The following is an 11566-nucleotide window of genomic DNA, read 5'->3' on the forward strand; positions in this document are numbered from 1 at the left end:
GCGCAACGAACATCCGCCTCACCTCGAGGAACGCAATGATCGTGCGGTGGTGCGCAAGGTTGCTGCATTTCAGCAGCAACGGCAAACCTCGTAGTGTTACGCGCTGTACGTGTGCGGCGGGGACCCCGCTCGACGGGTCCCGGCTGTCGCGGGGCGCCGTCGGTCCCCAGCCGCGGAGGACCGGCAGCGATCAAGGAGTCAGCGCGTGCTCGACCATGGCGCACCCCCGCACAACGGCGGCCCCGCCGCCCCGCAGCTCCAGGGCACGGGCATGCGTCTGATGCGCCGCAAGCCCGTGGAACGCCTGGTCGCCGAGGGCGGCCAGGGTGAGGGCGGCACCCTGCGCCGCTCCCTCGGACTGTGGCAGCTGACCATGATCAGCATCGGCGCCACCCTCGGCACGGGCATCTTCGTCGTCCTCGGCGAGGCCGTGCCGAAGGCCGGGCCCGCGGTCACGCTGTCCTTCGTCATCGCCGGTCTGACGGCCCTCTTCTCCGCCCTCTCCTACGCGGAGCTGGCCGGCACCATCCCGGTCTCCGGCTCCTCCTACTCGTATGCGTACGCAACGATGGGCGAACTGATCGCCTGGGTCTGCGGCTGGTGCCTGATGCTGGAGTACGGCGTCTCGGTGGCCGCCGTCGCCGTCGGCTGGGGCGAGTACCTCAACGAACTCCTCGACGGCACCATCGGCGTCACCCTGCCCGCCGCGCTCTCCGCCCCGCCCGGCGACGGCGGCGTCTTCAACCTGCCGGCGCTGATCGTCGTGCTGCTGGCCATGGCGTTCCTGCTGGGCGGCGCCCGCGAGTCCGCCCGCGCCAACACCGTGATGGTCGTCGTCAAGGTCGGCGCCCTGGTGCTGTTCTGCGTCATCGGCGTCCAGGGCTTCCGCTCCGGCAACTACGAGAACTTCATGCCGCTCGGCATGGCCGGCGTCAGCGCCGCCGGAGCCACCCTGTTCTTCTCCTACATCGGCTTCGACGCCGCCTCCACCGCCGGCGAGGAGGCGAAGAACGCCCAGCGCGACCTGCCCCGCGCCATCCTGCTGTCCCTCGCCATCATCACCGCGCTGTACGTCCTGGTCGCCGCCGTCGCCGTGGGCGCCAAGCCGTGGCGGCAGTTCACCGACTCCGAGGCCGACCTCGCCCAGATCATGCGCGAGGTCACCGGCCAGAGCTTCTGGGGCACCCTGCTGGCGTTCTGCGCCGTCATCGCCATCGCCAGCGTCGTGCTCACCGTGCTCTACGGCCAGACCCGCATCCTGTTCGCCATGTCCCGCGACGGGCTGGTGCCCAAGGTGTTCGCCAGGGTCAGCCCGCGCACCGGCACCCCCCGCGCCAACACCCTGATCGTCTCCCTGTTCTGCGGTGTGCTCGCCGCCGCCGTCCCGCTCGGCCAGCTCGCCGACGCCACCAGCATCGGCACCCTCTTCGCCTTCGCGCTGGTCAACGTCGCCGTGGTGGTGCTGCGCCGCAGCCGCCCCGACATGCCGCGCTCCTTCCGGGTCCCGCTGTCCCCGCTGCTGCCCGCCCTCGGCTTCGGCTTCTGCCTGTGGATGATGGGCAGCCTGTCCACCGTCACCTGGATCGTCTTCGGTGTCTGGATGGCCGTCGGGCTCGTGTTCTACTTCCTCTACGGCTACCGCCGCTCCCGGCTCGCCGCCCCCGCCACACCAGAAGCGAAGTGAACCACCCGCAGTGCTGAACGATCTCGACGAACGCATCGTGCACGCCCTCGCCGAGGACGCCCGCCGCTCCTTCGCGGACATCGGCCAGCTCGTCGGCCTCTCCGCGCCCGCCGTCAAACGGCGCGTGGACCGGCTGCGCGCGACCGGGGCCATCACCGGATTCACCGTACGGGTGGACCCCGCCGCCCTGGGCTGGGAGACGGAGGGGTTCGTCGAGATCTACTGCCGCAGCAACACGTCCCCGGAGACCATCCAGCGGGGTCTGGAGCGGTACCAGGAGGTCGTCGCCGCCTCCACCGTGACCGGGGACGCGGACGCCGTCGCCCAGGTCTTCGCCTCCGACATGCGGCACTTCGAACGGGTGCTGGAGCGCATCGCCGGCGAGCCGTTCGTCGAGCGGACCAAGTCCGTGCTGGTGCTGTCGCCGCTGCTGCGCCGGTTCTCGTCCGGCTCGCCCGGATGAGGGGCGCCGTACCGGCGTGACCCGGGCCCGTGCGGCGGCCCTCCGGCGCCGGTTCCGCGACCGGTGAGCCCGAGGGGCCGGATCCTGGAAAGCGATGGTGCCGCCGACGGGCGGAGGACTACCCTCGGGAGCATGACCTGGCGACATTGATTCACGCGTAGTGCCTCCCGAGGGCCGCCGCGGACGCCGTTCGACCTCAGCGTCCGGTGTCCGAACCGCCCTTCCGGGAAGGCCTCATGACTCTCACGCCCACGCGTGTCGGCGACGTGCGCGTGCGTCGGCTGACGACCACGCTGTACGGCTACTCGTTCCTCGAAGAATTCGTTCTGCTGTACCCGGTGTACGCGCTGCTGTTCAGCGACGCCGGGCTGTCCGTGTGGCAGATCTCGTCCCTGTTCGCCCTGTGGTCCGTCACGGCCGTGCTGCTGGAGGTCCCGTCCGGGGCGTGGGCCGACGCGGTCTCGCGGCGCCTGCTGCTGTGGGTCGGTCCGCTGCTGACGGGTGCCGGGTTCGCCCTGTGGGTGCTCGTGCCGTCGTACGCCGCCTTCGCGGCGGGGTTCGTGCTGTGGGGGATCGGCGGGGCGCTGAGCTCCGGGGCGCTGGAGGCGCTCGTCTACGACGAACTGGAGCAGGCCGGTGCCGCGGACCGGTTCGCCCGGGTGCTGGGGCGGGCGCGGGCGGCGGGGCTGGTCGCCGTGATGGCGGCGATGGGGCTGGCCGGGCCGGTGCTGGCGTGGGGCGGGCATGCCGCTGTGGGGGCGGCGAGTGTGCTGGTGTGCCTGCTGACCTCGGTCACCGCGTTGCGGTTCCCCGAGCATCGGGTGGCGGGGGCTGTGCGGCGCGGGTGGGCCGCGACCCTGCGGGCCGGGCTGGGCGAGGCTCGGCGTGACCGGTCCGTGCGGGGCGCTCTGCTGCTGGTGCCGGCGGTGGCGGCGGTGTGGGGCGCGCTGGACGAGTACACGCCGCTGCTGGTGCGGGAGACGGGGGTCGCGGACACGACGGTGCCTGGGCTGTTGCTGGTGATCTGGGGCGGTGCGACCGCGGGGAGCCTGCTGGCGGGGGAGGGGGAGCGGTTCGGTACGACCGGGCTGGCGCTGCTGCTGGGCGGGGGCGGGATCGCCCTGGCGGTGGGGACCGTGGCCGGGACCGTGCCGGGGCTGCTGCTGGTCGCTGCCGCGTTCGGCGCGTTCCAGGCGGCGACGGTGCTGGCCGAGGCGCGCCTGCAGCACCGGATCGAGGACACGGGGCGGGCGACGCTGACGTCGGTCGCCGGCCTGGGGACGGAGCTGGTGACGGTGGCGGTCTTCGCGGGGTACGCGACGGTCGCCTCGGGCCACGCCCACAGCACGGCGTTCGCGGTGTCGGCGGTGCCGTACGTGGTGCTGGCGGTGGGGCTGGTCGCGGTGCGGAGGCGGCGGGCGGCGTAGCGCTCCGCGGACACGCGTGCCTCCCCCGTCGCCCCGTGAGCCACCCCGGGGGCGACGGGGGAGGGTGAGCGCGACGCCGCCCCGTGAGCGCCGGGCCGCGCGGACACCCCGGCCGCACCGGCACCCCGCGCAACGAATCGCCGCGAACGGCGGTTCACACGCAACGACCGGCGCACCGGTGCGCAACAGCTCCTCCTTGTCCGGCGGAGCCACGCGACCGTACCTTCATGGGTGACCCCCAGCCCCCCGCCTTCCCGGTGAGGATCCCGCATGCGCACCGCCCTGTTCCAGAGCTCCGGCCACCCCGGCTCCGTGGCCGAGAACCTCACGGCTCTCGACGACGCGGCCGCCCGCGCCGCGGCCGCGGGCGCCACGCTGCTCGTGACCTCCGAGCTGTTCCTCACGGGATACGCCGTCGGCGACGACCTGGGCCGCCTCGCCGAGCCCGCCGACGGCGACGCGGCCGACGCGGTCGCCGAGACCGCCGGCCGTCACGGCCTCGCCGTCGCCTACGGCTACCCCGAGCGCGCCGGCGGCACGGTGTACAACTCCGTCCAGCTCGTCGCCCCCGACGGCACCCGTCTCGCGAACTACCGCAAGACCCACCTCTACGGCTGCTTCGAGCACGACCACTTCACCCCGGGCGCGGACACGGTCGTGCAGGCCGAGCTGAACGGCCTCACCGTCGGCCTGGTGATCTGCTACGACGTGGAGTTCCCGGAGAACGTCCGCGCCCACGCCCTCGCCGGCACCGACCTGCTGCTGGCGCCCACGGCCCTGCTGCACCCGTACCAGTTCGTCGCCGAGTCCGTGGTGCCCGTGCGGGCCTTCGAGAGCCAGCTGTACATCGCGTACGTCAACCGGGCCGGCCGGGAAGGCGCGTTCGAGTTCGTGGGGCTGTCCGCGCTGGCCGGGCCCGACGGGCTCGTCCGCGCCCGCGCCGGCCGCGGCGAGGAACTGCTCCTCGCCGACGCCGACCCGGTGCTTCTCGCCGCGTCCCGCGAGGACAACCCGTATCTGCGGGACCGCCGGCCCGGTCTCTACCGGTCCCTCGTCTGATCCGCTCTTCCGGTTCCACCCCTGCAAGGAGTCCGTACCCCATGACGTCCACGGTGCCCAACGCCGTCGAGCACGCCGACGAGCAGCAGCCGCCGATCACCATGTTCGGCCCGGACTTCCCGTACGCGTACGACGACTTCCTGGCCCACCCCGCCGGGATCGGGCAGGTGCCGGCGACCGAGCACGGCACCGAGGTCGCCGTGATCGGCGGTGGGCTGTCCGGGATCGTCGCCGCGTACGAGCTGATGAAGATGGGGCTCAAGCCGGTCGTGTACGAGGCCGACCGGATCGGCGGGCGGCTGCGGACCGTCGGCTTCGAGGGGTGCGACGCGTCGCTCACGGCGGAGATGGGCGCCATGCGTTTCCCGCCGTCGTCCACGGCGCTGCAGCACTACATCGACCTCGTGGGTCTTCAGACCCGGCCGTTCCCCAATCCGCTGGCCGAGGCGACCCCTTCGACCGTGGTGGATCTGAAGGGCGAGTCGCACTACGCCGAGACGATGGACGATCTGCCGCAGGTCTACCGGGACGTCGCCGACGCCTGGGCGCGGTGTCTGGAGGAGGGGGCCCACTTCTCCGACATGAACCGGGCCCTGCGCGAGCGGGACGTGCCGCGGATCCGGGAGATCTGGTCGCGGCTGGTGGAGAAGCTCGACAACCAGACGTTCTACGGCTTCCTCTGTGAGTCGGAGGCCTTCTCGTCCTTCCGGCACCGGGAGATCTTCGGACAGGTCGGGTTCGGCACCGGGGGGTGGGACACCGACTTCCCGAATTCGATCCTGGAGATCCTGCGGGTCGTCTACACCGAGGCCGACGACCACCACCGGGGGATCGTGGGCGGGTCGCAGCAGCTGCCGCTCAGGCTGTGGGAGCGGGAGCCGGAGAAGATCGTCCACTGGCCGTACGGCACCTCGCTGAAGTCCCTGCACGTGGACGGGGAGCCGCGTCCTGCCGTCACGCGGCTCGGACGGACCGCCGGCAACCGGATCACCGTGACCGACGCGCGCGGCGACATCCGTACGTACCGGGCGGCCGTCTTCACCGCGCAGTCGTGGATGCTGCTGTCGAAGATCGACTGCGACGACTCGCTCTTCCCGATCGACCACTGGACCGCGATTGAGCGCACCCACTACATGGAGAGCTCCAAGCTCTTCGTGCCCGTGGACCGGCCGTTCTGGCTAGACAAGGCCGTCGACGACAGGGGAAACCCGACCGGACGGGACGTCATGTCGATGACGCTCACCGACCGGATGACCCGGGGCACCTATCTGCTGGACAACGGCCCGGACGAGCCGGCGGTCATCTGTCTGTCGTACACCTGGTGCGACGACAGTCTGAAGTGGCTGCCGCTGTCGGCCAACGAGCGGATGGAGGTCATGCTGAAGTCGCTCGGCGAGATCTACCCGAAGGTCGACATCCGGAAGCACATCATCGGCAACCCGGTGACCGTCTCCTGGGAGAACGAGCCCTACTTCATGGGCGCGTTCAAGGCGAACCTGCCGGGCCACTACCGCTACCAGCGGCGGCTGTTCACCCACTTCATGCAGGACCGGCTGCCGGAGGACAAGCGGGGCCTGTTCCTCGCCGGTGACGACATCTCCTGGACGGCCGGCTGGGCCGAGGGCGCCGTGCAGACCGCGCTCAACGCGGTGTGGGGCGTGATGCACCACCTCGGGGGCGCCACCGATCCGACCAACCCGGGTCCCGGCGACCTGTTCGACGAGATCGCGCCCGTCGAACTCCCGGAGGACTGAGGTCAGCCGGGCAGCGGGGTGAGCAGCATGCGCCCCGCGAACCCCACCGCGGTGTCCAGCCGTTCGGTGAACTCCGCCGCCACGTCGGGCAGCCGGCGCAGCGCCCACAGGGCGCGCGCCGCCGTCCAGGCCGCGTCCCGGGCGCGCTCCAGGCTCCACGCGCCGAGCAGATGGGTCAGCGGATCGGCGATCCGCAGCAGCTCGGGGCCGGGGACCAGCTCCTCGCGGACGCGCTCCTCCAGTGACAGGAGGAGTTCACCCACGGCCTCGAACTCGTCCTCCAGGTCGGCGGGTTCGCAGCCGAGCGCACGGCAGGTGTCCACGACGGCCAGCGCGAGGTCGTGCCCGATGTGCGCGTTGATGCCCGCCAGCGCGAACTGCACCGGACGTACCTCGGGGTGACGGCGGAGCTGGAACAGCGGACGCCAGCAGGCGGGGGGACGCCGGCCGTCCGCCGCCGCGTCCACCGCGGCCAGGTAGCGTTCGGCGAACCGCACGTCCAGCGTGATCACCGCACGGGTGTCGGGGAAGAGACCGGCGTCGATGCGCCGGTCCACGGCCTGTGTCACGGCGAGGTAGACACGGTTGAAGACCGCGACCCCGTCCCGCGCGGGCAGGGCCGCGCCGAGGGCGCGCATACGGGCGACGACCCCGTCGACCGGGGTGAGGACTTGTTCGCGGTGCGCCATGAGCGCAGGGTGACACCTTTAGGCTGGCTCCAGTGGCGGCGGGCCCGGCGCTTCCCCGGAACGGGGGAACGCGCCCGCCGCGGGGGAGGGGGAAGCGCAAGGTGGCAGACTCGCGTGCCCGGAGACTGTCCGCGCGCCGCGCGGAACGCCGGCGTGCCGCGCGGCGGGCCGCGATGGTCGCGGCGGCCTCGGCCGTGGTCGTGGCCGGCGCCGTCTCCGGGGTGGTCCTGGCGGCCGGGGAGGGGCGGGAGGCACCGGAGGCCCGGCCCGTGACGTCCGCGTCGCCGCGTCTCGTTCCGCTGCCCGCCGTGCCCTCGACGTCCCCGTCGGCCACCGTGTCCGCCTCGCCGTCGGTCCGGCCGCGGCGGACGAGCGCCCCGCCTTCCGCGTCGCCGAGTGCGCAGAAGCCCGGTATGAAGAGGAAGCGGACCGTCCCTGTGTCCGCGCGGCTCTACCGGCATCCCGCTTCCCGGGTGCTCGACTGGGTGCGGGCGCACCCCGGCGACCCGCGCCGGCCGGCCATCGAGTCGCGGATAGCGGAGCAGCCCGCGGCCGTGTGGTTCGCGGACCGGTCGCCGGACACGGTCACCGCGCGGGTGAGGGCGGTGACGTCCGGCGGGGCCGCGCAGGGGCGGGTGCCCGTCGTCGTGCCGTACGCGATACCCGGCCGGGACTGCGGCGGGCACTCCGAGGGCGGCGCGCCGGACTTCGCCGCCTACGACGACTGGATCGACCGGTTCGCCGCCGGGCTCGGCAGCGGGGAGGTCGTGGTGATCCTGGAGCCCGACTCGGTCGCGCAGGCCGACTGCCTGTCCGCCGGGCAGCGGGCCGAGCGGTTCGCCTCGCTGGCCCGCGCCGGACGGGTGCTCAAGGAGGCCAACGCCCGCGCCCGCGTCTACTACGACGCCGGACACTCCGGCTGGCACACGCCCGCGAGACAGGCGGACCTGCTGCGGCGGGCGGGGGCCGCCTCGCCCGCGTCGTCGGACGGGATCTTCAGCAACGTGTCCAACTTCCACGGCACCGCCGACGAGATCGCCTACGACCGCGCCGTGCTGGACGCCCTCGGCACGGCGGGCCTCGGCGCGGTGATCGACACCAGCCGCAACGGCAACGGCGCCCCCGCCGACGGCGAGTGGTGCGACCCCGCGGGCCGCAGACTGGGCCGGGCCCCGACGCTCACCACCGGCGAGGCCCGCATCGACGCCTACCTGTGGGTGAAGCTCCCCGGCGAGTCCGACGGCTGCAAGGGCGCGCCGGGGACCTTCAGCCCGTCGTACGCCTACGACTTGGCGCGCTGACCGTCCTCCGAGCCGTCGCCCGTGTCGTAGGAGGACATGCCCTCGTCGAGCAGCGGCCTCTGGGTCTTGAGGTGGGCGGGCGCGAAGGCGCGCAGCGCGTGGTAGCCGGTGATGACGACGACGGTGCCGAGGGCGATTCCGCTGAGCGAGAAGGTGTCGGTGAACTCCATGGAAACGTTGCCGACGCCGATGATGATGCCCGCCGCGGCCGGCACCAGGTTCAGCGGATTGCGCAGGTCGACCTTGGCGTTGGTCCAGATCTGCGCGCCGAGCAGGCCGATCATGCCGTACAGGATGACGGTGATGCCGCCCAGCACACCGCCGGGGACGGCGGCCACGACCGCGCCGAACTTGGGGCACAGGCCGAACAGCAGGGCGAAGCCGGCGGCGGCCCAGTAGGCGGCGGTGGAGTAGACGCGGGTCGCGGCCATCACGCCGATGTTCTCGGAGTAGGTGGTGTTGGGCGGGCCGCCGACCGCGGTGGACAGCATGGAGCCGACGCCGTCGGCGGAGATGGCCGTGCCGAGCTTGTCGTCGAGGTCGTCGCCGGTCATCTCGCCGACCGCCTTCACATGGCCCGCGTTCTCGGCGATCAGCGCGATGACCACCGGCAGGGCGACCAGGATCGCCGACCACTCGAAGGAGGGCCCGTGGAAGTCCGGCAGGCCGATCCAGTCCGCCCGGCCCACGCCCGACAGGTCCAGGCGCCAGTGGTCGGTGACCTCGCCGCTCCCGTCGGCCGAGTGGATCTGCCCGAAGATCCGGTCCAGCGCCCAGGACAGCACGTACCCGAAGATCAGACCGAGGAAGATCGCGATCCGGGACCAGAAGCCGCGCAGGCAGACCACGGCCAGTCCGGTGAACAGCATCACGAACAGGGCGGTCCACTGGTCCTGCGGCCAGTACGTCGAGGCGGTCACCGGCGCCAGGTTGAAGCCGATCAGCATCACCACCGCGCCGGTCACCACGGGCGGCATCGCCGCGTGGATGATCCGCGCGCCGAAGCGCCGCACCGCGAGGCCGGCCAGGAACAGCGCGGCCCCCACCACGAAGACTGCGCCCGTCACCGTGGCGCTGGAGCCGCCGTCCGCCCGGATCACCGCGGCCACGCCGACGAAGGAGAGCGAGCAGCCCAGGTAGCTGGGCACCCGGCCGCGGGTGGCCAGCAGGAAGATCACGGTCGCGACGCCCGACATCATGATCGCCAGGTTCGGGTCGAGGCCCATGAGGACGGGCGCCACGAAGGACGCGCCGAACATGGCGACCACGTGCTGGGCGCCGAGGCCCGCGGTGCGCGGCCAGGAGAGGCGCTCGTCGGGGCGGACGACCGCCCCGGGTGCCGGAGTGCGTCCGTCTCCGTGCAGTTTCCAGCGGACGCCGAGATCCATGGGGTTGTCGCTTTCTCGAAAGGTCAGCGTGTCCGCACCATTGTGCGGTCCGCACGGACGTGGTTCGCACAGGTGGCCGGGCGGGCGGGCGCCTCTGAGCATCCGCTTAGGATGAGGGCACGCCGTTGATCAATGCACATGGCACTTTTCCCGTACGTCCCAGGAGCACCGCACGTGACCGCCGAAGCCCCGCCCGCGCCCGCCCTCTCCTACGGCCGGCTGATGCCCGTGACCGTCCACTTCGACGACCTCGACGCGCTGGGGTTGCTGCACAACGCCCGTTACCCCCTGCTCGTCGAGCGCGCCTGGGCCGAGTGGATGCAGGCGGGCGGCGTCGCCTTCGACGGCGACTGGGCCGCCGCCGGCGACGCCTGCAACGCGGTCAGGGAACTGCGTCTCACCTACGAGGCCCCGGTGACCCGGCCCGGTCCCTACGCCGTCCACCTGTGGGTGGAGCGCCTCGGCACCACCGGGCTCACCTACGGTTTCCGGTTCTGCTCGGCGGACGGCGCGGTGACCTACGCGCGGGGCAGCCGGGTGCTGGTGCGGCTGGACGCCACGACCCTGCGCCCGGCGCCCTGGAGCGAGGAGTTCAGGGGCGCCGCTCGGGAACTGCTGCGTCCGGACGCGTGACCTTCACCCGGTCGCCCGCGCGCAGCACCCGCGCGAAGCCCGCGATGCCGCAGGTCAGCACCGTCACCAGCACGAACGACACCATCAGGCTGGTCGCCTGGGCCAGCAGGCCGATGGCGCTCGGGGCGATCAGCCCCGAGGTGTAGGTGATGGTCGCCACGCCCGCGATGGCCAGGCTCGGGTTGGAGCCGCTGCGGCCGGCGGCGGCGAAGCACAGCGGGACGACCACCGCGATGCCCAGTCCCATCAGCGCGAACCCGGTCATCGCGACGGCGGGGTGGCCGGCGGACACGATCAGCACGCCGCCGAGCAGGGCCACCACGCCGCTCGCGCGGACCGTGCGCACCGCGCCGTAGCGGTCCACCACCCGGTCGCCGGCGATGCGGGCGACCGCCATGGTGAGCGTGAAGCCGGTCGTGCAGGCGGCCGCGAGGCCCGCGGAGGTCCCCAGCTGGTCGCGCAGGTAGACCGCCGACCAGTCCAGGCTCGCCCCCTCGGCGAACACCGCGCAGAAGCCGATCGCGCCGATCAGCAGCGCCGAGCGCGGCGGCAGCGCGAACCGGGGCGGCGGCTCCTCGTCCTCGGTCGGCTGCAGGTCGAGCACCCAGGCGCAGGCCGCGAAGCCCACGACCGTCAGCACGGCGGCGGCCAGCGTGTGGTGCAGCCGGGCGTCCGAGCCCAGGTGCGCGGCGAGCGTGCCCGCCGCCGAGCCGACCACGGCGCCGACGCTCCACATGCCGTGCAGCCCCGACATGATCGACCGGTCGAGCCGGTTCTCCACCTCGACGCCGAGGGCGTTCATCGCCACGTCCGACATGCCGGCCGTGGCGCCGTAGACGAACAGGGCCAGGCACAGGGTGAGCATGTTCGGGGCGGCGGCCGGCAGCACCAGCGACAGCGTCCACAGGGCGAGCAGTCCGCGCAGCGCGCCACGGGCGCCGAAGCGGTGCGAGATGCGGCCCGCGAGCGGCATCGCCAGGGACGCGCCCAGCGCGGGGAAGGCCAGCGCGAGGCCCAGCTGCCCGGCGCTGACCCCCGCGTGGTCCTGGATCCAGGGGACCCGGGTCGCGAACGAGCCGGTGACCGCGCCGTGCACGGCGAACACGGCGGCCACGGCGTACCGTGCCCGCTTCACCTCACGTGGTGTGTGGACCACTGCACTCATCGC

10 protein-coding genes are annotated in these 11566 nt (G+C 72.8%); 7 read left to right on the forward strand and 3 right to left on the reverse strand.

Going from position 1 to position 11566, the window contains the following annotated elements:
* Window positions 1–205 precede the first annotated feature (205 nt).
* From ACIQ8B_RS11560 to ACIQ8B_RS11580, 5 genes are all read left to right on the forward strand, one after another.
* Window positions 206–1684 carry an amino acid permease gene (locus ACIQ8B_RS11560; RefSeq protein ID WP_403546538.1) on the forward strand — a complete coding sequence of 493 codons (1479 nt, stop codon included), beginning with the start codon at window positions 206–208 and terminating at the stop codon, window positions 1682–1684.
* A gap of 10 nt (window positions 1685–1694) precedes the next feature.
* Window positions 1695–2147 (forward strand): Lrp/AsnC family transcriptional regulator, encoded by a 453-nt coding sequence (locus ACIQ8B_RS11565; RefSeq protein WP_106415154.1) that lies wholly within the window; start codon window positions 1695–1697, stop codon window positions 2145–2147.
* A 236-nt stretch (window positions 2148–2383) separates the two neighbouring features.
* The gene (locus ACIQ8B_RS11570) at window positions 2384–3574 is read left to right on the forward strand and encodes an MFS transporter (RefSeq protein WP_403546539.1); all 1191 of its coding nucleotides are present in this window, start codon (window positions 2384–2386) and stop codon (window positions 3572–3574) included.
* Between the two features lie 270 nt (window positions 3575–3844).
* Window positions 3845–4633 (forward strand): carbon-nitrogen hydrolase family protein, encoded by a 789-nt coding sequence (locus tag ACIQ8B_RS11575; protein ID WP_403546540.1) that lies wholly within the window; start codon window positions 3845–3847, stop codon window positions 4631–4633.
* A gap of 41 nt (window positions 4634–4674) precedes the next feature.
* Window positions 4675–6387, forward strand: a complete 1713-nt coding sequence (locus ACIQ8B_RS11580) for an NAD(P)/FAD-dependent oxidoreductase (protein ID WP_106415157.1) — start codon at window positions 4675–4677, stop codon at window positions 6385–6387.
* A 2-nt stretch (window positions 6388–6389) separates the two neighbouring features.
* Here the strand turns inward: ACIQ8B_RS11580 and ACIQ8B_RS11585 are convergent, their stop codons facing one another.
* A complete protein-coding gene (locus ACIQ8B_RS11585; protein WP_290004327.1) occupies window positions 6390–7076 on the reverse strand; it encodes a DUF5995 family protein in 687 nt (228 codons plus the stop codon).
* A 173-nt stretch (window positions 7077–7249) separates the two neighbouring features.
* On the opposite strand from ACIQ8B_RS11585, the gene ACIQ8B_RS11590 reads away from it, so the two are divergent.
* Window positions 7250–8377 (forward strand): glycoside hydrolase family 6 protein, encoded by a 1128-nt coding sequence (locus tag ACIQ8B_RS11590; RefSeq protein ID WP_403546577.1) that lies wholly within the window; start codon window positions 7250–7252, stop codon window positions 8375–8377.
* On the opposite strand, the gene ACIQ8B_RS11595 is transcribed toward ACIQ8B_RS11590, so the two are convergent.
* The gene (locus ACIQ8B_RS11595) at window positions 8359–9765 is read right to left on the reverse strand and encodes a uracil-xanthine permease family protein (protein ID WP_403546541.1); all 1407 of its coding nucleotides are present in this window, start codon (window positions 9763–9765) and stop codon (window positions 8359–8361) included. The genes ACIQ8B_RS11590 and ACIQ8B_RS11595 overlap by 19 nt on opposite strands.
* Window positions 9766–9939: 174 nt before the next feature.
* Between ACIQ8B_RS11595 and ACIQ8B_RS11600 the strand changes: the two genes are divergently transcribed.
* Window positions 9940–10398: a thioesterase family protein gene (locus ACIQ8B_RS11600; protein ID WP_106415161.1), complete on the forward strand. Its 459-nt coding sequence runs from the start codon at window positions 9940–9942 to the stop codon at window positions 10396–10398.
* Here the strand turns inward: ACIQ8B_RS11600 and ACIQ8B_RS11605 are convergent.
* A complete protein-coding gene (locus tag ACIQ8B_RS11605; protein ID WP_290004323.1) occupies window positions 10358–11563 on the reverse strand; it encodes an MFS transporter in 1206 nt (401 codons plus the stop codon). The two genes, ACIQ8B_RS11600 and ACIQ8B_RS11605, sit on opposite strands and share 41 nt — an antisense overlap.
* Window positions 11564–11566 lie beyond the last annotated feature (3 nt).

The organism is Streptomyces sp. NPDC096105 (assembly GCF_044763335.1).
In the GTDB taxonomy this organism is placed as follows: Bacteria; Actinomycetota; Actinomycetes; order Streptomycetales; family Streptomycetaceae; genus Streptomyces.

What these genes read in the sequence shown, in the direction of transcription:
- ACIQ8B_RS11570 (WP_403546539.1), top strand. Translation starts at nt 2,384, where the DNA reads ATGACTCTCACGCCCACGCGTGTCGGCGACGTGCGCGTGCGTCGGCTG.
- ACIQ8B_RS11575 (WP_403546540.1), top strand. Translation starts at nt 3,845, where the DNA reads ATGCGCACCGCCCTGTTCCAGAGCTCCGGCCACCCCGGCTCCGTGGCC.
- ACIQ8B_RS11580 (WP_106415157.1), top strand. Translation starts at nt 4,675, where the DNA reads ATGACGTCCACGGTGCCCAACGCCGTCGAGCACGCCGACGAGCAGCAG.
- ACIQ8B_RS11585 (WP_290004327.1), bottom strand. Translation starts at nt 7,076, where the DNA reads ATGGCGCACCGCGAACAAGTCCTCACCCCGGTCGACGGGGTCGTCGCC.
- ACIQ8B_RS11590 (WP_403546577.1), top strand. Translation starts at nt 7,250, where the DNA reads ATGGTCGCGGCGGCCTCGGCCGTGGTCGTGGCCGGCGCCGTCTCCGGG.
- ACIQ8B_RS11595 (WP_403546541.1), bottom strand. Translation starts at nt 9,765, where the DNA reads ATGGATCTCGGCGTCCGCTGGAAACTGCACGGAGACGGACGCACTCCG.
- ACIQ8B_RS11605 (WP_290004323.1), bottom strand. Translation starts at nt 11,563, where the DNA reads ATGAGTGCAGTGGTCCACACACCACGTGAGGTGAAGCGGGCACGGTAC.